This window comes from Streptococcus oralis, assembly GCF_003942875.1.
In the GTDB taxonomy this organism is placed as follows: domain Bacteria; phylum Bacillota; class Bacilli; order Lactobacillales; family Streptococcaceae; genus Streptococcus; species Streptococcus oralis_BX.
On sequence record NZ_RMVK01000005.1, the window covers coordinates 1 to 24191 of the forward strand.

23 protein-coding genes, 1 tRNA gene and 1 rRNA gene are annotated in these 24191 nt (G+C 40.7%); 2 read left to right on the forward strand and 23 right to left on the reverse strand.

Annotated features, from left to right (window positions below; all coding sequences use genetic code 11):
• The 3 genes from D8844_RS06110 to rlmD form a co-directional block, all read right to left on the reverse strand.
• A 16S ribosomal RNA gene (locus D8844_RS06110) occupies positions 1–79 on the reverse strand; the annotation flags it as partial.
• A 230-nt stretch (positions 80–309) separates the two neighbouring features.
• Positions 310–381 (reverse strand) — tRNA-Glu (locus D8844_RS06120).
• Positions 382–448: 67 nt separating this feature from the next.
• On the reverse strand, positions 449–1810 hold the full coding sequence (gene rlmD / locus D8844_RS06125; protein ID WP_125422688.1) for a 23S rRNA (uracil(1939)-C(5))-methyltransferase RlmD: 1362 nt from the start codon (positions 1808–1810) through the stop codon (positions 449–451).
• A 37-nt stretch (positions 1811–1847) separates the two neighbouring features.
• Here rlmD and recX point away from each other — a divergent pair, with 37 nt between their 5' ends.
• The gene (gene recX / locus D8844_RS06130; RefSeq protein ID WP_125422691.1) at positions 1848–2624 is read left to right on the forward strand and encodes a recombination regulator RecX; all 777 of its coding nucleotides are present in this window, start codon (positions 1848–1850) and stop codon (positions 2622–2624) included.
• 88 nt (positions 2625–2712) lie between these two features.
• Complete coding sequence (gene ntdP / locus D8844_RS06135) at positions 2713–3246, forward strand: nucleoside tri-diphosphate phosphatase (RefSeq protein ID WP_000775318.1); 534 nt, start codon at positions 2713–2715, stop codon at positions 3244–3246.
• 69 nt (positions 3247–3315) lie between these two features.
• On the opposite strand, the gene D8844_RS06140 is transcribed toward ntdP, so the two are convergent.
• The 20 genes from D8844_RS06140 to D8844_RS06240 form a co-directional block, all read right to left on the reverse strand.
• Positions 3316–4083: an epoxyqueuosine reductase QueH gene (locus tag D8844_RS06140; protein ID WP_000567566.1), complete on the reverse strand. Its 768-nt coding sequence runs from the start codon at positions 4081–4083 to the stop codon at positions 3316–3318.
• Positions 4084–4208: 125 nt separating this feature from the next.
• Positions 4209–5831, reverse strand: a complete 1623-nt coding sequence (gene groL, locus D8844_RS06145; protein ID WP_000031560.1) for a chaperonin GroEL — start codon at positions 5829–5831, stop codon at positions 4209–4211.
• Between the two features lie 15 nt (positions 5832–5846).
• On the reverse strand, positions 5847–6131 hold the full coding sequence (groES, locus tag D8844_RS06150) for a co-chaperone GroES (RefSeq protein ID WP_125422694.1): 285 nt from the start codon (positions 6129–6131) through the stop codon (positions 5847–5849).
• A gap of 295 nt (positions 6132–6426) precedes the next feature.
• Positions 6427–6822, reverse strand: a complete 396-nt coding sequence (locus D8844_RS06155; protein WP_125422697.1) for a single-stranded DNA-binding protein — start codon at positions 6820–6822, stop codon at positions 6427–6429.
• A 76-nt stretch (positions 6823–6898) separates the two neighbouring features.
• On the reverse strand, positions 6899–7660 hold the full coding sequence (locus D8844_RS06160; RefSeq protein ID WP_125422700.1) for an SDR family NAD(P)-dependent oxidoreductase: 762 nt from the start codon (positions 7658–7660) through the stop codon (positions 6899–6901).
• Positions 7661–7701: 41 nt separating this feature from the next.
• The gene (ytpR, locus tag D8844_RS06165) at positions 7702–8328 is read right to left on the reverse strand and encodes a YtpR family tRNA-binding protein (protein WP_125422703.1); all 627 of its coding nucleotides are present in this window, start codon (positions 8326–8328) and stop codon (positions 7702–7704) included.
• 15 nt (positions 8329–8343) lie between these two features.
• On the reverse strand, positions 8344–8661 hold the full coding sequence (locus tag D8844_RS06170) for a thioredoxin family protein (RefSeq protein WP_049477977.1): 318 nt from the start codon (positions 8659–8661) through the stop codon (positions 8344–8346).
• Positions 8658–8957 carry a DUF4651 domain-containing protein gene (locus D8844_RS06175; protein ID WP_002875970.1) on the reverse strand — a complete coding sequence of 100 codons (300 nt, stop codon included), beginning with the start codon at positions 8955–8957 and terminating at the stop codon, positions 8658–8660. Before D8844_RS06175 ends, D8844_RS06170 begins: the two co-directional genes overlap by 4 nt.
• Before the next feature lie 96 nt (positions 8958–9053).
• Positions 9054–10661 (reverse strand): CTP synthase, encoded by a 1608-nt coding sequence (gene pyrG, locus D8844_RS06180; RefSeq protein WP_125422706.1) that lies wholly within the window; start codon positions 10659–10661, stop codon positions 9054–9056.
• Between the two features lie 331 nt (positions 10662–10992).
• Complete coding sequence (gene rpoE, locus D8844_RS06185) at positions 10993–11583, reverse strand: DNA-directed RNA polymerase subunit delta (protein ID WP_000418415.1); 591 nt, start codon at positions 11581–11583, stop codon at positions 10993–10995.
• 404 nt (positions 11584–11987) lie between these two features.
• Positions 11988–13133 carry an FtsX-like permease family protein gene (locus D8844_RS06195; RefSeq protein ID WP_125422709.1) on the reverse strand — a complete coding sequence of 382 codons (1146 nt, stop codon included), beginning with the start codon at positions 13131–13133 and terminating at the stop codon, positions 11988–11990.
• A 3-nt stretch (positions 13134–13136) separates the two neighbouring features.
• The gene (locus D8844_RS06200) at positions 13137–13817 is read right to left on the reverse strand and encodes an ABC transporter ATP-binding protein (protein WP_033629367.1); all 681 of its coding nucleotides are present in this window, start codon (positions 13815–13817) and stop codon (positions 13137–13139) included.
• The gene (locus D8844_RS06205) at positions 13814–14389 is read right to left on the reverse strand and encodes a TetR/AcrR family transcriptional regulator (protein WP_125422712.1); all 576 of its coding nucleotides are present in this window, start codon (positions 14387–14389) and stop codon (positions 13814–13816) included. The genes D8844_RS06200 and D8844_RS06205 overlap by 4 nt, the downstream gene beginning before the upstream one ends.
• A 117-nt stretch (positions 14390–14506) precedes the next feature.
• Positions 14507–16084, reverse strand: a complete 1578-nt coding sequence (locus tag D8844_RS10395; RefSeq protein WP_185757673.1) for a hypothetical protein — start codon at positions 16082–16084, stop codon at positions 14507–14509.
• A gap of 70 nt (positions 16085–16154) precedes the next feature.
• The gene (locus D8844_RS06215; protein WP_125422715.1) at positions 16155–17375 is read right to left on the reverse strand and encodes a DNA cytosine methyltransferase; all 1221 of its coding nucleotides are present in this window, start codon (positions 17373–17375) and stop codon (positions 16155–16157) included.
• Between the two features lie 189 nt (positions 17376–17564).
• On the reverse strand, positions 17565–18416 hold the full coding sequence (locus tag D8844_RS06220) for a DNA adenine methylase (protein WP_125422717.1): 852 nt from the start codon (positions 18414–18416) through the stop codon (positions 17565–17567).
• Positions 18409–20181 (reverse strand): hypothetical protein, encoded by a 1773-nt coding sequence (locus D8844_RS06225; RefSeq protein ID WP_125422720.1) that lies wholly within the window; start codon positions 20179–20181, stop codon positions 18409–18411. The genes D8844_RS06220 and D8844_RS06225 overlap by 8 nt, the downstream gene beginning before the upstream one ends.
• A 79-nt stretch (positions 20182–20260) precedes the next feature.
• Positions 20261–22912, reverse strand: a complete 2652-nt coding sequence (locus tag D8844_RS06230) for a valine--tRNA ligase (RefSeq protein WP_125422723.1) — start codon at positions 22910–22912, stop codon at positions 20261–20263.
• Positions 22905–23483, reverse strand: a complete 579-nt coding sequence (locus D8844_RS06235; protein ID WP_125422726.1) for an ATP-binding protein — start codon at positions 23481–23483, stop codon at positions 22905–22907. Before D8844_RS06235 ends, D8844_RS06230 begins: the two co-directional genes overlap by 8 nt.
• A complete protein-coding gene (locus tag D8844_RS06240; RefSeq protein WP_125422729.1) occupies positions 23483–24043 on the reverse strand; it encodes a GNAT family N-acetyltransferase in 561 nt (186 codons plus the stop codon). Before D8844_RS06240 ends, D8844_RS06235 begins: the two co-directional genes overlap by 1 nt.
• Positions 24044–24191: the final 148 nt, after the last annotated feature.

A 24191-nucleotide genomic window follows, 5' to 3' on the forward strand; every position in this document is an offset into this window, starting at 1 on the left:
TCCTCCTTCAGCGTTCTACTTGCATGTATTAGGCACGCCGCCAGCGTTCGTCCTGAGCCAGGATCAAACTCTCATTAAAAGTTTGAGTTCTCACTCATTTCTGTCACTGACAGATTTATTGTTTTTTCATTGTTCAGTACTATAACTTCAGTTATAGTGCCCTGCACATTGGTTCGTCTTGTTCAGTTTTCAAAGGTCTTTGTCACTCATTCTCTCTCAAGCGACAACTATATTAGTATATCACAGCTATCTGCCTCTGTCAACAGATTTTTTAAACTTTTTTCAAGTTTTTTTAACCGCAATACACCATAGTCCGTACGGGATTCGAACCCGTGTTACCGCCGTGAAAAGGCGGTGTCTTAACCCCTTGACCAACGGACCTTGAGCTTTTCAACTCTTTCTATTATACCTACTTTTTTACCTTTGTCAAGGACTTTTTTCAGTGAAGTTAATTTTTTCTTTTCTTCACTAATTTAACCACTGCTTCTGTCCGTGCAGTGTGGGGAAACATATCGACCGACTGGATATACTGGAGGTCATAGACTTTTACTAGTTTAACCAAATCTCGCGCTAAGGTCGAAACATTGCAGGATACATAGACCATTTTGTCTGGAACATAGGTTAGGATCGTATCTAATAACTTGTCATCTAAACCCGTTCGAGGAGGGTCGACTATCAGGGCATCGGCCCTATAGCCCTCTTGATACCAGCGGGGAATAATCTCTTCAGCTGTTCCTGCTTCGTAATGGGTATTGTCAAATCCCATCTTTCGGGCATTTCGCTTGGCGTCTTCAATGGCTTCTGGGATAATGTCCATCCCTCTGAGGCTTTTGACTTTCTTCGCGAAGGCGAATCCAATCGTCCCAACACCGCAATAGGCATCAATCAGATGATCCTCTTTGCTGACATCCAGAGCTTTAACTGCTTCACTATAGAGAATTTCTGTCTGCTCAGGATTAAGCTGATAAAAAGCTCGAGGGGAGAGAGAAAACTCATAGTCGAGTACTCCTTCTTGAATACTCTCTTGGCCCCAGATAATTTCCGTCTTTTCACCATAGATTTCACTTGTTTTTGCTGTGTTTGTATTGACTGCAACCGTGATGACTTCTGGAAAATCTTTAACTAAGTCTTTTACTAGCTGGGTTAAATTAAGCTGGCGATTTGTGACAATGATAATCTGAACTTGCCCCGTTTTTCTTGCTCTGCGTACCATGATGGTGCGAACACCGAGCGTTTTTCTCTCATCTGTAATTGGAATTTGGTGGTAAGTAAGAAGTTCAGCTAGGCGATTCGCTATTACTTGGGTTTCCTTATCTTGCACCAAGCAGTCTTTCAACTCTACGAGATAATGAGAGTTTTGCGCATACAAACCTGCCTTGACCTGATTTTTAAATTTCCGAGTCTGGAATTGAAGCTTAGCACGGTAGTACTTGGGTTCCTGCATTCCGATAGTTGGACGAATTTCATAGTTTTCATATCCCGCAGGGGCAAATTTTTTCAGGGCTTGGTGGAGCAGATCCGTTTTGAACTCTAACTGTTTATCATAGTGGAGGTGCATGATTTGGCAACCACCACATTCATTATAAATCGTACAAGCTGGCACGACTCGAAACTTAGACTTCTTATTAACCTTTAGTAATTTGGCTTCAACAAAGTTACATTTAATAGAAGTAATTTGACAATAGATGTCTTCTCCTTTGAGGGCTCCAGGCACAAATACTAAAGTTTTTTGGTAAAATCCGATTCCCTCGCCATTGATGCCCATCCGCTTGATTTTTAAAGGTATTTTTTGTTTGACTTTCAGATTCATACCCCTATCTTATCACATTTTAGGGTATAATAGAACTATGAAAATCACAAAACTTGAAAAGAAAAAACGCCTCTACTTGATGGAGTTAGATGGACAGCAAACCTCTTATATCACGGAGGATACCATTGTCCGTTTTATGTTGTCTAAAGATAAGGTCATTAGTAAAGAGGAACTTACCGAGATTCAGGACTTTGCCCAGTTCTCTTATGGTAAAAATCTCGCCCTCTACCATCTATCATTTAAAGCTCGAACCGAAAAGGAAGTTCGTGAGTATCTGAAAAAGTATGATCTTGATGAAAAAATCACTAGTCAAGTTATCGCTAATCTTAAAGAAGATAACTGGATTAATGATCGTCAGTATGCCTACTCTATCATCAATGCAAATCAACTTTCTGGAGATAAGGGACCCTATGTGCTAGCTCAAAAACTGTCTCAAAAAGGGATTGCCAAATCAACTATTGAAGAGGTTTTAAAGGATTTTGATTTTTCAGAGGTTGCTCAACGTGTTGCAGAAAAACTGCTTAAAAAATACAATGGAAAGCTTCCTGCTCGTGCCTTGCAAGATAAGATCATTCAAAGCTTGACCAACAAGGGCTTCTCCTATTCTGATGCTAAAAATGCTTTTGATGACTTGGATAGTCAAGTCGACCAAGAAACGACTCAAGAGCTCATTTTTAAAGAGCTAGACAAACAATATACTAAATACGCTCGCAAATATGAAGGTTACGAACTAAAGCAACGATTAACTCAAGTTTTAGCTAGAAAAGGCTATGATTTTTCGGATATAGCGAGCGCTCTCAGAGAATATCTTTAACATTTTCAGGTAAAATTCAAAAAAATTAGACCAATTTATGATATAATAGTAGACGATAAACTTATAAATTGTAGAAAGTTGGTTAGTTATGAAACTTCCAAAAGAAGGCGACTTTATTACAATTCAAAGTTATAAGCATGATGGGAGTCTTCACCGTACTTGGCGGGACACCATGGTACTAAAAACAACAGAGAACGCTATTATTGGTGTCAACGACCACACACTTGTTACCGAAAGTGACGGTCGTCGTTGGGTGACTCGAGAACCGGCTATTGTTTACTTTCACAAAAAATATTGGTTTAATATCATTGCCATGATTCGTGATAATGGGATTTCCTACTATTGCAATATGGCCAGCCCCTACTATCTAGATGAGGAAGCCCTGAAATACATTGATTATGATTTGGATGTCAAGGTCTTCACTGATGGTGAAAAGCGTCTCTTGGACGTTGAAGAGTATGAGCGCCATAAACGCAAAATGAAGTATTCTGATGATTTAGACTATATTTTGAAAGAACATGTTAAAATCCTTGTTGATTGGATCAACAATGGACGCGGTCCTTTCTCAGAGGCCTATGTCAACATTTGGTACAAACGCTACATAGAACTAAAGAATCGGTAAAGTTGTCAAACCGGGGTGAGAGCCCTGGTTTTTTATTTGAAAAACCCAGCCTGGAAGCTGGGTTAATTGCTATATATCTAATTTAGTGACAGTAAACTTGATATGAGAATAGTCTTTTTCAACATCCTTATCCAACAAGAAAGCCGTGGCATCCTTCTTAATCTGAACAAGGTCAATGTTCTGAGCTTGAGCTGCATAGACGCATCCACAATAACATTGACGATAGATATCATACTCCTCGCACATCTCCACTGAGCGCTTGTAGCCTTGATTTTTTTTGAAATCACTTGGAAGATAGTGGGTTGTGTAAATCTTTTGCACATCAATTCCGATGCTGTTGATGGTTTGAGAATTCTTATGGGGACTGATGGTCAAGGCTGAACCAAAGTAGTCAAAGCCCAAGTCCATAGCCACTTGCGCTGTTTTGTCCAGACGGTAATCAAAACAAACCTTGCAACGATCACCACCCTCGGGTTCCTCTTCTAGTCCTCTAACTAACTTCCGGTATTCATTGGGTTCGTAGGGAGCTTCAAGGTACTGAACCGTATTACCTGTTCGCTCATTGAAATCACTGACAAATTTCTTGGTGACGTAAGCCCGCTTGTGGTATTCTGCCTTTGGATGGATATTGGAATTGGCAAAATAGATGGTCACATCAGCGTACTTGGTCAGATACTCTAGGGTGTAGGTACTACAAGGAGCACAGCAAACATGCATGAGAATAGTGGGACGTTGCTCATTTTTCTCCCAAACTTGAACCATTTTCTGCATGACACGGTCATAATTAATCTTCTGATTGGGATTCATCTTGCTAAGAATTTCTTCTACATCAATCATGTTCTTCTCCTTTTTCTAGTTTTATTTTATCATATAAGTTAGGAGAGCTCAAATCAATTTTAGAAGAGAAAACCATAAAAGGAGGGATGCATGTTCCCTCCTTTTGTGTTTTTTATAAGTTGCTTTTACATCATCCCGCCCATCATGCTTGGATCCATTGCTGGAGCTGGGGCAACTGGTTCTGGTTTATTGGCTACGACTGCTTCTGTTGTCAAGATCAAGCTGGCTACAGATGCTGCATTTTGAAGGGCTGAACGGCTCACTTTAACTGGGTCGATGATTCCTTCTTCAATCATATTGACCCATTCGCCAGTTGCTGCATTGAAGCCTGTACCAACTTCAGCATTTTTCAAACGGTCAATAACAATAGAACCTTCGAATCCCGCATTGTGGGCGATTTGACGAACAGGCTCTTCCAAGGCACGGAGAACAATATTGCGTCCTGTTGCTTCATCTCCTGTCAATTCCAAATCAGCTACGGCTGGGATGACATTTACAAGAGCTGTTCCACCACCTGCAACGATTCCTTCTTCAACGGCTGCACGAGTAGCGTTGAGGGCATCTTCAATGCGGAGTTTCATTTCTTTCAACTCAGTTTCAGTTGCAGCACCGACTTTGATCACCGCGACACCTCCTGACAATTTGGCCAAGCGTTCTTGCAATTTTTCACGGTCAAATTCAGAAGTTGTAGTTTCGATTTGAGACTTGATAACCGCAACACGGTGAGAAATAGCTTCAGGATTTCCAGCACCTTCTACGATAACAGTGCTGTCTTTGTCCACAGTTACTCTCGCTGCTTGACCAAGCGCTTCAATAGTAGCGTCTTTCAACTCAAGACCAAGATCTTCTGTGATGACTGTTCCGCCTGTCAAGATAGCGATATCTTCAAGCATCGCTTTACGACGATCACCAAAGCCAGGTGCCTTAACTGCTACAACGTTGAAGGTTCCACGAATCTTATTCAATACTAGAGTCGGAAGAGCTTCGCCATCTACATCATCCGCGATAATCAAGAGTGGACGATTGCTTTGAAGAATACTTTCTAGAAGCGGCAAGATTTCTTGGATATTGGAAATCTTCTTGTCAGTAATCAAAATGTATGGATTTTCAAGATCAGCCACCATTTTTTCGCTATCCGTCACCATGTACTGTGATAGATAACCGCGGTCAAACTGCATTCCTTCAACAACTTCAAGTTCTGTTTCCATACCACGTGATTCTTCAATAGTGATGACTCCATCTTTGCCAACTTTTTCCATGGCTTCAGAAATGTATTCACCGACTTTCTCAGAACGAGAAGATACGGCAGCAACCTGAGCGATGGCTTCTTTATTGGCAACTGGAATGGCATTGTTTTTCAAGGCTTCTACAGCTGCGGCAACTGCTGCTTCAATCCCACGACGAATACCGATTGGGTTGGCACCTGCAGTGACGTTTTTGATTCCTTCACGGACGATAGCTTGGGTCAAGACAGTTGCAGTTGTCGTTCCGTCACCTGCGATATCATTGGTTTTTGAAGCTACTTCTGATACCAATTTGGCACCCATATTTTCAAAATGGTCTTCCAACTCGATTTCTTTGGCAATGGTCACCCCGTCATTGGTGATGAGTGGTGAGCCAAATGATTTTTCCAACACAACGTTACGACCTTTTGGTCCCAAGGTTACTTTAACAGTATCTGCAAGGATATCGACACCGCGGACCATAGCTGAACGAGCATCAGATGAAAATTTAATTTCTTTTGACATACTTACTTTCTCCTTCTATTCTTCAACGATTGCCAAAATGTTAGCTTCGCCAACGATGATGTACTTTTCATCGCCATCTTTGACATCAATACCTGCATGGGCTTCAACTAAGACACGGTCTCCAGACTTAACGCTTGGAGCAACCAAGTCACCATTCAAGGTACGAACCCCTTGTCCTGTAGCCACTACAGTAGCTGTTTTCGTTCCTTCTTGGGCTGATTTTGCGAGGACAAAGCCTCCAACAGTTTGTTCTTTTTCTTCAATTTTCAAGACCACACGGTCTCCTAATGGTTTCAACATTTGTCTTCCTCCATGATAAACTACATATTATTAGCACTCTTTATATATGAGTGCTAATTCATAGTTCTATTGTATCACTTGGTCAGAAATAGTCAAGAAAAAAGTCTGACTTTGGCAAGATAAAAAGTCTGAGACCAACTCAGACTTTTCAATGTTTATACTCAATGAAAATCAAAGAGCAAACTAGGAAACTAGCCGCAGGTTGCTCAAAGCACTGCTTTGAGGTTGTAGATAAGACTGACCAAGTCAGTTACCTATACCAGCTGACGTGGTTTGAAGAGATTTTCGAAGAGTATTAAAATGGCAATTCCTCCTCTTCCAAAACCAAGTCTGCCAAATCCTGTCCTGCGTTATTTTCACGCATGGCACGTTGGGCACGGCTTTCTAAAAGTTGGAATCCTGTGGCAAGAACTTCAGTCACATAGTTCATCTGGCCATTTTTCTCAAAGCGACGGGTACGAAGTTCTCCATCCACAGAGATAAGACTACCTTTGGTTGCGTAGCTTGCCAAGGTTTCAGCCAATTTCCCCCAAAGAACAAGATTGACAAAGTCAGCTTCGCGTTCGCCATTTTGGTCTTTGTAACGACGGTTCACAGCAATCGTCGCGCGCGCTACTGACTTGTCATTGTTGGTTTTGTGCAATTCTGGTGTTGCAACGATTCTTCCAATAAGAATAACTTTATTATACATTTTTCATCCTCCTACTTATCTATTCGTAGGAAATCAAAAAAAGTTACAGAAATTTGTAACTTTTCGAGGAATTTTTTTACTTTTTATGAACCATGAAACCTGTCGCCTGTTGATTGGCCATAATAGTCATATCTGTAATCTGCATATGACGAGGCTGACTGGTCACATAGACCACTGTATCTGCGATGTCTTGTGCCTGCAAGGCTTCGATTCCCTGATAAACCGTCGCAGCCCGCTCTTTGTCGCCATGAAAACGTACTGTAGAAAAATCTGTTTCAACAATCCCCGGTTGAATGGTTGTCACCTTGATATCCGTTACGATGGTATCAATTCGCAAACCATCTGAAAAAGTCTTGACCGCAGCCTTGGTGGCTGAGTAAACAGCTGCCCCAGCATAGGCATAAATTCCTGCGGTCGACCCCATGTTAATGATATGCCCTTGATTATCTTTTACCATCGCTGGTAAGAAACAGCGAGTAACTGCCATCAAACCTTTGACATTGGTATCCAACATGGTCAGCATATCCAACTCTTCATAGTCTTGATAGGGTGCCAAACCTAGAGCCAGTCCGGCATTATTGACCAAAATATCAATCTGCCCTATCGTTTCCAAAATATCGGAGCAGACAGTCTTGACCATGGTCATATCCGTGACATCCAGTGGAAAGGTCCAAACGGTTTGATTAGGAAAAGTTTCTGCAAACTCTGACTTGAGAGTCTCTAGTCTGTCTGTCCGTCGCCCTGTTAGAACGACATTCTCACCCTGATCCAGATAAGCACGCGCAATCGCTTCACCGATTCCTGAGGTTGCTCCTGTAATCACTACATTTTTCGCCATCTTATCCCCCTCTATCTGGTCTATCAAATACCGACAATTTCCTAGGCCGTCCAGTGTTTGGCTGGGTCAAATGGAGTTCCGACAACTTGTTCTTCTGATAATTCAATAACCCCACGTTTTTGCGGAGCATTTGGCAAATGCAACTCACGAGGGCTGCACATCATGCCAAAACTCTTTTCACCGCGAAGTTCTCCTGGGAAAATGAGATTTCCTTTTGGCATCATCGCTCCAGGAAGAGCTACAATGGTTTTCAGCCCGACACGCGCATTGGGAGCCCCTGCAACGATTTGCACTGTCTTATCACTTGCAACGGCCACTTGGCAGATGTTGAGGTGGTCACTATCTGGGTGAGCTACCATCTCAACAATCTCACCGACGACAAACTTAGGTTCCTTATCGTTGATAATTTCTTCTGTAAAGCCTTCCGCCTGCAACTCTTGGTTCAAACGTGCTACTTTCTCATCTGTTAAAAAGACTTGACCGCGCTCTGCAATTTCAAACAAACTTGAAACTTCGAAAATATTCCAAGCTACTGTTTCCCCATTATCTTTGAGGAAAACACGGGCTACCTTGCCTTTACGCTCCACGTCCAGTTTGGCATCTCCGCTGTTTTTCACGATGACCATAAGGACATCGCCAACATGTTCTTTGTTATATGTAAAAATCATTCTTTCCTTTTTCTCCTATTTCAGTCCTGTTAAAAAGTCGTTGATTTGTTCCTTGCTTTTACGGTCACGATTGACAAAACGGCCGATTTCCTTGTCCTTTTCTAGCACAACAAGGCTAGGAATCCCGTAAACATTCCACAACTTGGCAAGATCCATAAATTCATCACGATCTACTCGAATAAAAGTAAATCCAGGATTTTCTGCCTCAATCTCTGGCAAGGCAGGATAGATATAACGACAGTCGCCACACCAGTCCGCCACAAAAAGGAAAACCTTCTTGCCATCCTGCTCGACAAAACCTGCGAGTTCTTCTATACTACTAGGAGTTATCATAAGACTTCCTCCTCATAGACCAGGTCTTCATTTTCATAGACAAAGGTATAATGACGACCATCCTCGAAAATGACTCCTCCGACGAGTCGCTCTAGACTACTTTCGTAGACTTGAACATAGAGAGTCGCAATCTCACCCATATCTGAGAAAAGTTCGCGCACGATAGCGGTCAACTCTTCTTGAGTCTTCATAAGTTTGTGGTTATCTGCTGCTTTTTTAGCCCCCAAAGCAAGGGCACTTAGACCAGCCACAGTCAAGCCAGTCATCCATAATTTCTTAGCTTTCATACCATTCATTGTAACACAAAAAGTGCTCTAGGACAAATAGGGAAGCCGTATACGAGCAAGGCATTTAAAAAATCTCCGAGATTGCTCTCAGAGATTAGAAGATAACTAGTTGCTATTTTCAACAGCTGCAGTAACAAAGGCAGTGTAGAGTTCTTCTGGACGATTTGGACGGCTGGAAAGTTCAGGGTGATACTGACAAGCCACAAAGAATTTATTCTCAGGAATTTCCACAATTTCGACCAAACGATTGTCTGGAGAAACTCCTGAGAAGACGAAACCTGCTGCCTCAAACTGTTCACGAAAGGCATTGTTAAACTCATAACGGTGACGGTGACGGCGTTGCACCACTTCTTGATTGTGATAAGCAGCCGCTGCCTTAGAACCTCGTTTCAACTTAGATGGATAAAGTCCCAAACGAAGGGTGCCACCCATATCCTCAACATCAACCTGATCACGCATGATATCAATGATAGGATATTTTGTTTCTGGTGCAAGTTCAGCAGAATTGGCACCTTCAAGACCCAAAACGTGACGAGCAAACTCGATACAAGTCAACTGCATTCCCAAGCAGACTCCCAACATTGGAACATCATTTTCACGCGCATAACGTATGGCTTGAATTTTCCCTTCCGTACCACGTTGACCGAAACCGCCTGGTACGATGATTCCGTCCGCATCCGACAAGAGTTCTGCTACATTCTCTGCTGTCACATCATTGGCATTGATCCAATTAATCTTCACTTCTGCGTCGTTGGCATACCCAGAGTGTTTCAAGGCTTCAACCACAGAGATGTAGGCATCTTGCAACTCCACATACTTACCGACAAGGGAAATCTTGACATGTTTTTTCAGGTTCATGACCTTATCCATCATTGCTGACCACTCTGTCATATCCGCTGCTGGTGCATCTAGTTTCAAATGGTCACAAACAATTTGGTCCATACCTTGTGCCTGCAAGTTCAATGGAATTTGGTAAAGGTGTTCAACATCCAAAGACTCGATAACAGCTTCTGGTGCCACATCACAGAACTGAGCTAGTTTATTTTTAATTCCCTGACCAGCTGGTTTCTCGGTACGGATGACCAACATATTTGGTTGGATTCCCAAACCACGCAATTCTTTTACAGAGTGTTGAGTTGGCTTGGTCTTCATTTCACCAGCAGCCTTGAGATAAGGAAGCAAGGTTGTATGGATGTACATGACATTATCTGCACCCACATCTGCCTTCATCTGACGAAGGGCCTCTAGGAATGGCAAGGACTCGATATCTCCAACGGTTCCACCGACCTCTGTGATAATAACATCAGAGTCAGTCGTTACAGCGGCACGCTTGATTTTTTCTTTCAAAGCATCTGTGATATGAGGAATGACTTGAACAGTTGCCCCAAGGTACTCGCCACGGCGCTCCTTACGAAGAACTTCACTGTAAATTTTACCAGTTGTCACGTTGGAATATTTGTTAAGATTGATATCGATGAAACGTTCATAGTGACCCAAGTCCAAATCTGTCTCAGCCCCATCATCTGTCACAAAGACTTCCCCGTGCTGGTAAGGACTCATAGTTCCCGGATCGATATTGATATAAGGGTCAAATTTTTGAATGGTTACTTTTAGACCACGATTTTTCAAGAGACGTCCTAGACTCGCTGCAACAATCCCTTTCCCAATCGACGATACCACACCACCAGTTACAAAAATATATTTCGTAGACATAGATTCCTCTTTCTAAAATGCTCAAGGCCTTGTTAACTACGAGGGGAGATCGAAAACAAGACCTTTATGAATAACGACATTTCAAGAAAACTTCCTGAAAAAAACAAAAATAGCTCCCTAGTAACTAGGGAGCCCCGACCTCTAAAAGAGGTGCCCGAACAATATGATACCTCAAAGCAGAACATTTGTCAACCCGAATTGGTAAAGCCTGAAAATAAGAAGATTGCTTTCAGAAAACCAACTAAAGATCTACATCCAAACGGATGTATCACTCAACTACTTTGCCCAAGTAACAAAAAAGGAGATCAGGCGATCTCCTCTGTGAAGTCTTTTACTCTTCTTCACTCGTTTCAGCATCATCGTCAGAAAACTCGTCGTCTTCTTCGTTGAGATCCACGTCTTCGCCCAAGTCATCAGGAGCGATTTCGTTGATTTCTGCATCGTAAGCTTCCACTTCATTTTTCTCATCATCTGGATTTTCATCATCGTATGAAAGAGCTGGGTCTGCTTCGTATGCGTCTTCGTCTTCTGGATCATCTGCATTGTAGTCAATGGCATCTGAATCACCATCCATGAAGGCATTGACACGTTTTTTCTTAGCTTTTGGTGCTACTTCATCGTCGTCACTTTCTTCAAGAGCGATAATTTCTTCGTCGATTTCGTCCACACCATACCATGAACGAAGACCCCATTTGTTGTCCCCAAGAGAGATGAAGCTACCGTCAAAGTTCAACTCTGTGTAGAACAAAGGCAAGGCTTCGCGGATATCGCTGTTTGATGTTCCAAGGTAGTTTTGAATTTCGTTTACAAGATCGCTAAAATGCATCTCATGATCGCGACCACGAAGTTCCAAGATAGCACGCGCCACCTCAATCATAGATAGTTCACTTTTTTCTTGCCCAGCAAATACTTCTAATTCCAAAGCGTTTCTCCTCATTTTTACTACTATCGTCAGAGCAAACATACTCTGACCTCATTTTATCATGTACTCTTTATTGTACGATAATTTTGCGGAATAGTCAAAGGTTAAGAAAAAATAAAGGTGAAATATTTCAGCTAATTGAAAGACCTGTGTAACATGACCACAGGTATATTGATTTATTTATAACTCAAGGCTGCAACTCCAATACCAAACACAAACTGCAAGAGGATTCCTACAGAGATAAAGGGTTATTTGTTGCATCAAATCAAGTAAAAAGATCATTTCAGGTCCTGCCAGTAACTTCGTTTTCTTTCCTTTATTTCATTTTCCCTAGAATAGTGAAAAAACCTTCTCTTGTTAATGAGTTTCATAAGAAAAAGGCTAGAGAATCCAACCTTCTCTATTTATTCAGCTAAGAGTACTTCTTTGATGGTTTGCTTTTGGAGTTTTCTGTTGGATAGATAAAAGAGGCTTTCATAAACCACAGCAAAACCGATCAAAGTCCAGAAGCAAACATTCCCATCAAAGTGATGCTCAATCTTTTCAGGAACCGTATCTTTGATCACACCAATCAAGATTTCCATAATAGCGTACTGATAAGCCGTCCCAAGAACAAATCCTAGATAGGCCCAGAAACGATAGGGAGATAGGATATGACCTTGGCATTCACGATCTGTGTAGCCAAAAGCCTTCATAAGAGCCAGGGTTTCGCGACTTTCTGAGATAACAATCCCCAATGACAAAAAGAGAATAGAGAAAGAAAGGATCAAGCCAATCATGATCATCATGGTTTGGATGATGTCATCTGTGTAGTCCCTTAGACCAAAGGACAATTGAACCATGGCCGCAAAACACATAGAGCCAAAGACTACAAAAAACAGGATCGATTTTCTCCCCCAAATCAGCGACGAAGACAGTTCTTTTAGGAAGGGTTTTTCTTTCTTAGAAGCAATTTTTTTCCTTTTGACCTTAATCGGTGTTGGGGATTTTTTCAATAGGCGAAGGGCCGGCGTTTGTAGTTGTCTTCTAGCATAGCCAATCGCAAGAACCATAAAGAAAGTCGTTGGCAGTATCACTAAAGCGATCAAGAGCTGCCAGTGAAAATGAATGGTAATTTCTGTCAAAATCCCCTTCTCATTGCGAAAGTCATAAAAATGTCCCATCATTAGAAAAGAAGCTAAATAGCCAAGAAGCGCTCCAACTCCAAAACTGAGTCCAAAAGCCCAAAATTGTTTAGCCAACTGGCCATTGCTATAGCCTAAAGCCTTTAAAATCCCTAATTGCTCCTTGTGGTCATCGATAAATTGTTTGATATAAAAGCACATGAGAAGGATCGACGTCAAGGACAAGACAACCCCACTGACCATGGCCACCATCCAGGAAAGTGAAACCTGGGCATCATAATAGGCCGTAATCATCGGATTGGTTTTAGAAATCTCCAACTGCTCGATATCAAGATAAAAATTCAAGAAAAGATTGGCCACAAAAACCGCACAGGCTCCAATGATACTGACGACAACTAATTTTCGAATATCTTTTACTGAAAACATGGCTTACCATCCAATCTCATAAGCAGTCTGTGGCTGATCATTGGTCACAACTTCAGTAATTTTGCCACTATTGACGCGAATGATGGTTCTGGCCATATCCGCAATATTTTGGTTGTGTGTCACCATGATTAGGGTAAAGCCTAGCTTTTCCTTCAACTTCCAGATATAGTCGAGAATCTTGCGCCCTGTTTCTTCATCCAGAGCCCCCGTCGGCTCATCTAAGAAAAGAATCTCTGGCTTTTTGGCTAAGGCACGAGCAATAGATACCCTCTGCTGTTCGCCGCCAGACAATTCACTCGGATACTTGTCCAGCTTATCGCCAAGTCCCAAATCCTCGATAATCTGCAAAAAATCATGATTGTCTGCCAGGTCAGCTCCCATCTTTACATTCTGTCTGACCGTAAGATTAGGCAATAAATAATACTGCTGGAAAATAAAGGCAATCTTCTCACGTCTAAAGGCCGTCAATTGAGCATCCGTGAGTTGTGATAAATCTTGTGCTTGAATGAGGATATGCCCCTCGTCTACCTTCTCTAATCCTGACAATACGTTTAAGAGAGTTGACTTGCCTGATCCAGAAGGACCGAGGATAACCACATCATCCTGGTCTTGAATCTGCAAATCAATCCCTTTTAAAACCTTGGTTTGGCCGTAACTTTTGTGCACATTTTCTAGTTGAATCATTTCTTTCCTACCATTTCTTTGATGAGAGATTGACAAACCTCTGTCAGTAATCCAATCACTTCTTCCATGCCGAACTGATAAATACCAGAAGCAACCATAGAGGCCATGCCGTGTGAGTAGATAAATAAATGCTGGTACAGGCGACTAGCCTCCTCTAACGTCAATGGATAGTCTGCTACAATCGATTCCAGAACCAATTGGTAACTATGATCCTTCATGGGAAGAAAATCTTGAAAGCGACGAATCGGATCTTTGCTAGGATTTTGGAAAAGCAATTGAAAAAGTTGGGGCTCTTTTGAGGCGAAAAGGATATAAGCAACCCCGACAGATCGAAAAGGCTTCTCATCTTCTAAAGCCTTTCGTATATACTCCACTACGACCATCTCTGCAGCAACAATAACCTCTGCTTGTAACTCGGCCATATTGGCAAATTGCCCAAAAATCACTCTCGGTGTGGCTCCCAGTTTCTCCGCTAATGCTCGAGCTGTCAAACTAGCTATTCCCTCTTCTCTCACCAATTGTAAAGCTGTACCAATGATAGTCTCTTTACTAAATTTAACCTTTGGTGGCATAAGGCTCCTTTCGTGCAACATTCGTTGCGCAACACTTGTTGCATAAAAGGATACCATAAAAAAGAAAGACTTGTCAAGAAAAAACTGTAAAACACAAAACAAAAAACAGAGGACTTTTTATTTCTTTGCTACCCAGCCGATGGCATCGCTAGGTGGGTTTTCGGTGTCAATCCAGATGAATTCAATCCCGATTTCGCCATTTGTAAACTTGCTCAATCGAATGCCGTTGATTTCTAATTCATTGAGTCGTTGTCCTGTCAAAATTTCTCGTTCCTTCAACTGGAAAACGCCACGCAAAATCCAATTCCCAAGAATTTCTTGCTTATCAGTGGATTGAATCGCCTTGCCAGCTTCTTGGTTGATATAGGCATTGATAACATCTCCAGAAGATAAGAAGCGTAGCTTAAAGGTTCTTTCCTCTTTCGGTAGAGCTAGTTTTTTAGTGCCGGGTTCAAAAGTCCCAAATCCAGGACCAAAGAAATCAGGTCTTTCATCATGGAAATTTTTGGAGTCAGGCAGAGGAATGTATACTTCGCTAACTGGACGATAAACCAGCTGTTCAATTTCTTTAATGAGTTTTTTATTGCCAGTATTGTGAACAAAGTTAATCAAGTCCTCACGAATAGCTTTCATCTGAACTTTATCTTCCTTACTGGTCCATTTCTTCAATAGGACTTCCTTTAAAGACAAAGTCACAAAATCTAATTCTTCTGGAGCCAGACAGTCCTTAAATTTATCTTGAATCTTTAAAATTCGTGGCTTACGGTCTTTTTTGGCTAATTTTGAACCACCGTTAAAGGCATTGAAACCAGAATTTTCTTCTACATTTCCATGTTTATCTGTAATCACCCAAGACACTGTTTCTAAGATATCGGATTGTTCCTTTTCAGCTGTCAGCAAATGAAGATTTTCAAAGAGAGAAAAAGGGTCTTCGATATAATGGACGTCCCAAGTATCTACAACAATGTCTTTATTGTTAAAGGTCATATGAAGCTGGCTGTCAGCTGCGGTGTACTTGTAGTGGTGTTTCCCATCTGTAAAACGAAAATTGGTTGGATTATTTTTGGTAGTTGAGCCCTCAATGACCAGATTATCAATATCGACTGGTAAATAAGTCGTCTCCCCAACAAAAATTTTAGGATTTTCCCCCTTCGGTGTTGGCATCAGAACGTGATAAACAGCTTCAACATTGACCGAATCCGAGTTGAAACCCTTGATTTGTGCCTTAGAGGACTCGATTCTCTGATTTCTAAGAGTCGCAATCTTTCGTGCCAACTCTTCATAGCGCTGATAGTTTTCCTTATCTGCTGATTCTTTATCCGCTGAAATATCTGCATGAAACTTGATATCACCCAACAGGTCCGTCCAAGATTGAGAATCTTTCTTGAACTGGGCAATTTTTTGGTCTCCAGAATTAATCCCAAAAGACTTGATACCCACTAGGTATTTATGATTTTCATCCACAACAACTGAAGCATCATAGGAAGTATTAGCAATATCTTCCCCGACGGCATTAAAGGCTTTTTGAAAAACAGTTTCCTGAAATTTGGAATTGACAATCGGAGCTACAAAATTCTCTGTTTGTCCCTCATCTTCGGATTCTGCCTTTTGAGAGAAAGCTTGGCTCAAACTAGCGAAGTTGGTAATTAAGGTTTTGTATTTTTCTTTTTGTTCAGACTTTAGATGTTCCCACATAAGCACCCTCTTTTCTATTTTCAGTATATCAAAAGAAGATTAGTTTTTCACTAATCCTCTTATATATTCGTTAATTAATACTGTAAAATTCGAGTTTGCCTTGTTTTTTTACAAGTCTCAAATACTCTTCGTCTGATAGAATTGCTAAACCATCATCATAAGCCTTGATTTTTTCAAGAGCCTGATCATAGCTATTCGCAAAGTCCTTGACATAGGACTCGCCTTCAAACTGGCCGTTCATCTTGGTATAGATAATAGCAAATTTTCCAGAGCGGTCAAGTTGAGATTGACCTTGGCTTTCATTCAAAGCCTTGGCAACATTTTCCGCGATGCGTTTAATCACGGGCACAACCACGCTGTTTCCAGCTTGTTTGTAGAGCTGACCGTTAGAAACCCCTTCTGGGATTTTAAAGGATTTAGGGTAACCTTGAACATTAAAGGTTTCTTTGGGAGTCAACTTCCGAATCTCGCCACTGTCTGTCAAAATCAATGGAACGTTATGCCCACCTGTTCCCATATTTGCTGTGAGGGTAGGGACGACACCGTTTTTATTTTCACGGACATATTGACGTCGCCATTGGTAAACCGTATCTTGACTGGTGACTTCAAACTTCAACTGGTCGTAGAAATTTTGCTTGCCTTCACGGTAGTAGTATACCTCGTCTAGCTGATCAGCAAAGTTAATCACATCCTGAAGAGTAGTAGTCAGCTTGATTTCCTCTGGAAATTCAAACAAGTCATAAGCTTCCTTGGTATCAAAGCCGACAATGTATATCCGCTCACGGTTTTGTGGGATATTTCCATAGTCTTTCCCGTTAAGAACCTTCCACTTGATGAAGTAGTTGTTCTCGGTCAAGGCTTCACGAATAACCTTGAAGGTATTGCCATGGTCATGACCGACCATGTTCTTGACGTTTTCGATGAAAATAGCGCGAGGTTTGCATCCCTCAATCATGCGAAGCAACTCGAAGAAAAGATCGCCACGATCATCATCAAAGCCCTTGCGATAACCCGCAATACTAAAGGCTTGGCAAGGGAAACCTCCCATAATTACATCCACGCGCTCAGCTGGGATATCCTCTGGCTGAACATCGTGAATATCACGACCATCCAAATAGGTATCTGGATGGTTTAACTGATAAGTCTGACGCGCATACTTATCAAACTCATTGGCATACACCACTCTGAACTCGTTGGTCTGTTCAAATCCCAACTCAATTCCCCCAACACCTGAGAAGAAAGCTGCAATGTTGTACTTATCAGGTCGGTTCGAACTTACAGAATTTGTCATGTAGTAACCTGCTTTCTAAAATGTTGACTAACCATTCCAGTGTATCAGTTTAATCAAATGAAAATTAATTGAATAGTTCCTTAGAAATTATAAAAAATTTCCTTTAATCTGTTGCTAGTTTACAAATTTCAAAATCTAAAAAATCATCAGTTATTGATTGAACTAACTAATCTTATCTTGAGATGTTATTTATAAAATATGTAAGTACTCGTTGATTTTAGCTGACGATAATTCTTCACTAAAAAATATATATTCTATTCCTTTTTTTGAATTACCTGCACTATAGTTTAACATATAAGGGAAATGCTCAAATTTTGAGTACATATTTTGGATTTCCTTGTGAAAATCATATGTAAGAACCCATTTATGTTTACTCATATATTTATCAATAGTGTCTCGTAATTCTATATGATCTATGTGTTCATAAAAGTTTGTGTACAATTGTTTTCCCTTAACATAATATGGTGGGTCAAAAAAAGTCAGAGAACGTTTTGTACGATTAATATTATTTTTAATAAATTCAATAGCATCTATATTATACAAATTGATTCTATTTTTATTTTTAGCAATTAATTCAATCTTATTCATCAATACTTCTGTATTATATCTGCAATCCATTTTATAATTTCCCATTTGAGCTCTGCCACCTATGGGACCAGCTTGAATAATTCCTGATCGATTTGTTCTATTTAGATAAAATGTAGAGAAACCTAATGTAAGTAAGTCGACCTTTTCTTTGTTTCTTTGAATATCTTGCTGCTTATCCCATTCTTCAATCGTAAATACTGCCTCTTTTACTTTTTTTATAAAAGAATCGGTATCATGTAAAATTGAAAACCACATTGCATAGACAGATCTATCAAAATCATTTAACATTATTTTTTTGACGTTATTATTGAGCAACAATTTTAGTGCCACTGCGGCTCCCCCGCAAAATGGTTCTATATAGGTATCAATATTGTTATTCTCTACCAAATATTTAATATATTGGTAAGTTTTATTTTTTCCTCCAGGATAACGTAATGGGCTAAAATTATCCATTATTTACTCCTTCTACCAATCTATTAAAAATAACAGAAAAATATCTCTTAAATTTCCGACCAATTGACTGAATAGTAGTAATACTAATTTCGGTTTTATAATCGTGAATTAAACCATTCAATGTTTCAATATCAATATCGTGTTTATTAAAAGTTTTTGCTTCCGTTTTTGAAAGTTTTTTATTTGTCACTAAGTGATTTTTTACGACTGAAACAAGAGCAGGTAATTTTTCTGGTGGTTGTTTTATATTGACTAAGTCAACATAAGCTTTAGTACTGTATTCTATTAAATTTCTCAAAAGGAATGCAATAATAATGTGATCACCTGTATTCATTGACAAAACATTCGAATTTTGCAATTTTTTAATTACTTCACAAATTTTAAAGTAATTAGTATTAGATGATAATTTTGCCAAAGATTCATCATACCAATTTTGATCAAATAGCACTTGATAATCCTGTTGTCTATTATTAAAATCTACATTTAAGAAAATTTTAAAATATTTAATAATCCCATTGTATTGGACTTCAATATCATATGCACCATTTTCTGAAATAGAATCAATGATATTGTCTTTAATCACAATATTTTGATGAGAACAACTAACTGAGATTCGTGCATAATCTGAACTTTGTCTTGGAATCCGGTTATCATTTTCATCAAATAGAGAAATACACTCGGTCAAATCATAATTCCTTTGTCCAATAGTTATCTGAGTTGGAGGAACAAAAAATTTATATTTTGTTTCCTGATTCGGTGAGTCAGATGTTTTTTTATTATCCTTCAGACTGTCTTCAGTATTTTTTGTACCATTACCAAAAGAATTCTCTGATGTATTCTCGTTAAACGCTTCTGTTGTTTCAAGAGCTTTATATTCTCTAATTTTTTCAGCTAAACCTGGGACTACTTCGTTGTCTGTAACAATTTTACTCCATTGTCCCTGTACACTAAATACCCGTGTATCTAATTTTTTATCAATCCAAACTGCTTTACCTAATAATCCTAATATTTCGTGATAGATTTTTTCATTTTTGGCTGTAGGTTGTAACTCATCATTAAGTTCAAGATTTAACTCTTTAATTAATGGTCTTAAAACTCTAGATACTAGTACATCGGTATCCAAATGTGTTAGTTTTTCCAAGTCAGGCTTATAAATTTTAGTTGCATTATAAACAGCTGTTAAATAATTTAATTGTTGGATAGAGTTTCTAATCGCAGCCTTTCCTTCAGGAGTAATACTTTTAATTTTCTCTAAAGATTCATAGCTAGATAGTCCTTTTTTTCTATATTGGGTATAAAGATTATGGTAAAATACTCTTTTATCGGTAGCGCTCCATGTCTTAATTCCATCAACATGTTTTGCGCTAATCTTAAAAAGAGCCTCATCTCTACTAGCTTCACTTACTACATCACAACTAACTTCAAAATCTTTTATATTCAACTTTGTTTGTTCAATTCTCTTCCTTTCCGAACTTGATAATAGTGATGAATATTGAAACAAAAGTTTTAGAGAAGCAATTCTTCGATTACCTTCTAATACAGTATAACTAACTTTTCCGGAAGTCCCACTTTTCAAAACAATAATTCGTTCACCTATCGTATTATACCCGTTTTCGACAATTTGAAATGCAAGTTCTTTAATTTGTTCAAAATTAATCAAATATCTAATTATTTCTTCCTCAGTATAAAAATCAAACATTGAAAATCTAGGATTATTGAAATCTAGATTAATATTCAAAGGATTTAAGACAACGGTATCAAACATAGCTATTCCTCTCACAACTGATTAAATTATACCTGCTATTATACCACAATAAACACGGTTTATCACCGTGTTTCTGTGTTTATTTCACCAACTTCTTCATCTCATCAATACGTGCTACGGTCGCGTCATACTTGGCTTGGTAGTCGGCTTGTTTGTCGCGTTCTTTTTGGACGACTTCTGGTTTGGCATTAGCTACGAAACGTTCGTTAGAAAGCTTCTTACCGACCATGTCCAGTTCTTTTTGCCATTTAGCCAGTTCCTTGTCGAGACGAGCCAGTTCTTCTTCGACATTGAGGAGGTCTGCGAGTGGCAAGTAGATTTCTGCTCCTGTGATGACGCTTGACATTGCGAGTTCAGGTGCAGGGATGGTTGATGCGATTTCCAAATGCTCTGGATTTGTGAAGCGTTTGATGTAGTTGACATTGCTGTTAAAGAAAGCTTCCAAGTCGCTATCGCTTGTCTTAACAAGGATGGTGATAGGCTTGCTTGGAGCAACGTTTACTTCCGCACGCGCATTCCGAACAGAACGGATCAGGTCTTTAAGGCTTTCTACACCTGTGTGGGCAGCAAGGTCTTCAAAGGCTGGGTTAACAGTTGGGTATTCCGCTGTAACGATAGAGCCTTCTGAGATTTGTCCAAAGATTTCCTCTGTCACGAATGGCATGATTGGGTGAAGGAGTCGAAGGATCTTGTCCAAAGTATAAAGGAGAACAGAACGTGTGATGACTTTCTCTTCTTCATTATCGCTATAAAGGACTTCTTTGGTCAACTCAACGTACCAGTCCGCAAACTCATCCCAGATAAAGTTGTAGAGGATGTGTCCAGCAACACCAAACTCAAACTTATCAAAGTTTTCAGTGACTTTGCCGATCGTTTCATTGAGGTTGTGGAGGATCCAGCGGTCTGTGACATTTCCAGCTTCCTTGTTAACAACTTTTTCGACATTAGCTGTTGCTTGCTCAAGGGTTAAACCTTCATTGTTCATGAGGATGTAGCGAGAGATGTTCCAAATCTTGTTAATGAAGTTCCAAGATGCATCCATTTTCTCGTAAGAGAAGCGCACGTCTTGCCCTGGTGCAGAACCGTTTGAAAGGAACCAACGAAGGGCATCGGCACCATATTTCTCGATGACATCCATTGGGTCAATCCCGTTACCGAGAGATTTAGACATCTTGCGTCCTTGCTCATCACGAATAAGACCGTGGATAAGGACGTTTTGGAATGGTTGACGGCCAGTGAATTCCAATGATTGGAAGATCATACGAGACACCCAGAAGAAGATGATGTCGTAACCTGTTACCAAGGTTGAAGTTGGGAAGTAACGTTTGAAGTCTTCTGAGTCGACATCAGGCCAGCCCATGGTTGAGAATGGCCAAAGGGCAGAACTGAACCAAGTGTCCAAAACATCTTCGTCTTGAGTCCATCCGTCCCCTTCTGGAGCTTCTTCACCAACGTACATTTCACCCTCAGCATTGTACCAAGCAGGGATTTGGTGCCCCCACCAGAGCTGACGAGAGATAACCCAGTCATGGACATTTTCCATCCATTGGAGGAAGGTATCGTTGAAACGAGGTGGGTAGAATTCTACCTTATCATCAGTATCTTGGTTAGCAATGGCATTTTTCGCCAATTGGTCCATCTTAACGAACCATTGCGTAGACAAGCGTGGCTCAACTACAACACCTGTACGCTCTGAGTGACCAACACTGTGGACACGTTTTTCGATTTTAACTAGGGCACCGATTTCTTCCAACTTAGCAACGACGGCCTTACGAGCATCAAAACGGTCCATGCCTGCAAATTCGAAGGCCAAGTCATTCATAGTTCCGTCGTCGTTCATGACGTTTACTTGTGGCAAGTTGTGACGTTGACCAACCAAGAAGTCGTTTGGATCGTGGACAGGCGTGATTTTCACGACACCTGTACCAAACTCAGGATCTGCGTGCTCATCTCCAACGATTGGAATGAGTTTATTAGCGATTGGAAGGATGACATTTTTACCAATCAAGTCCTTGTAGCGTGGGTCTTCTGGATTGACCGCAACCGCAACGTCCCCAAACATGGTCTCCGGACGAGTTGTCGCAACTTCAAGGGCACGTGAATCGTCTTCTAGCATGTAGTTCATGTGGTAGAAGGCACCTTCAACATCCTTGTGAATCACCTCGATATCAGAAAGGGCTGTGCGAGCTGCTGGGTCCCAGTTGATGATAAACTCACCACGGTAGATCCAGCCTTTCTTGTAAAGGTCCACAAAGACCTTGCGAACGGCTTTTGACAAACCTTCGTCAAGAGTGAAACGCTCGCGAGAGTAGTCTACAGAAAGCCCCATCTTGCCCCATTGTTCCTTGATAGTTGTCGCATATTCGTCTTTCCATTCCCAGACCTTGTCGAGGAATTTCTCACGACCGAGGTCGTAACGCGTAATGCCCTCACCACGCAAGCGCTCCTCAACCTTAGCCTGAGTCGCAATACCCGCGTGGTCCATACCTGGAAGCCAAAGTGTGTCAAAACCTTGCATGCGCTTTTGACGGATGATAATATCCTGCAAAGTCGTATCCCAAGCGTGACCAAGGTGAAGTTTCCCAGTTACGTTTGGTGGTGGAATCACGATCGAATAAGGCTTGGCCTTGTGATCGCCTGAAGGCTTGAAAACATCAGCATCAAGCCATTTTTGGTAACGACCAGCCTCAACCTCGGCTGGATTGTATTTAGGTGAAAGTTCTTTAGACATGTGTTTGTCCTTTCTCTATTGTATTCATTTTATCTTGAATCTGCTTGGCAACTTCGGCTCCAGACAGATTCGTATTATTTATTTTAAGGTAGTGGTACAACTCATTCGGTTGATGTTGGGAATTTAATTGAAGTGTTTCAGCAGTATCCAAAATTTCTCTTTCAGATATCTCAACATGCCGTTTTAAGGGTTTGTGCTTTAATCGATTCTCCGTTCGATTTCGATGTAAGCGCTCCTCAAGTGTCGTTTCCAACTCAACAAACAGAATCTCTTGATGATAATCATCCAACAAATCCTGAATTTGCTTCAAATACAGCAGCTGGTACTGATTTGAAAAATCAATTACGTCTGTTAAAATCACAGATCGCTGATTCCTAGCACTTGCTCCAAGGAAAGAAAAGGTAATTCCACGAACAAATTCCCACATTTCCTTTGTATAGTCCTGATAGATTTCTAGCGCAAAATCGATGGCTTGATGGTTATAAAAGAGGGTAGCATTCGTCAGTCGAGATAACTCTTGACCAATCGTCATTTTCCCAGAAGCTGGAGCCCCAATGATGAAAAGATGCATCAAATCACCTCCCACTCACTCTTCAGCAAGCCGTATCTCAAATCATCACAACGATTTCCTTGGGCATCTTTACGGTCTCGGATTCGAGCTTCTAAGGTAAAGCCAAGTTTCTCTGCAACTCGTTGACTTTTGATATTGTTGCCAAAACAAGTCAGTTCAATCTTATGCAGATTCAATTCTTTAAAAGCTAGGTCAATCAAGGCACGCGCTGCTTCTGGAACATAACCTAGACCCCAATAGTCTGGATGTAAGATATAGCCAATCTCCAGTACATCGTCTTCGTGCCGATGGTTGAAATCAACAGATCCGATGACCTTATCAGTCCCTTTGACCACAATGCCGTAGCCAGCTGGTAGATTTTCCCTTTGATTGCGCTCAGGAAGGATATGCTCCAGGTAAGAAATCTCATCTTCCAAGGTCTTGACGGGGGAAAAGCCTGCTGGATAGGCAACTTCTGGCAGACTAGCGTAGGCATGGATATCTTCGGCATCCGCCACTGTACGGACTCGTAAGACGAGGCGTTCCGTTTCTAACCGTTCTGGTAATTCTGCTTGCTCCATCTTCAACCCTCGCTTCCCATAAAAAAATGCCCCTGCCATATCCATGACAGGGACGAATGTGTTATCCGCGGTACCACCCAATTTCGGGCCAGGCCCGCAACTCTTGTCTTTGAAGGATATACAAAGACACTTTTATTTCATTTTCATC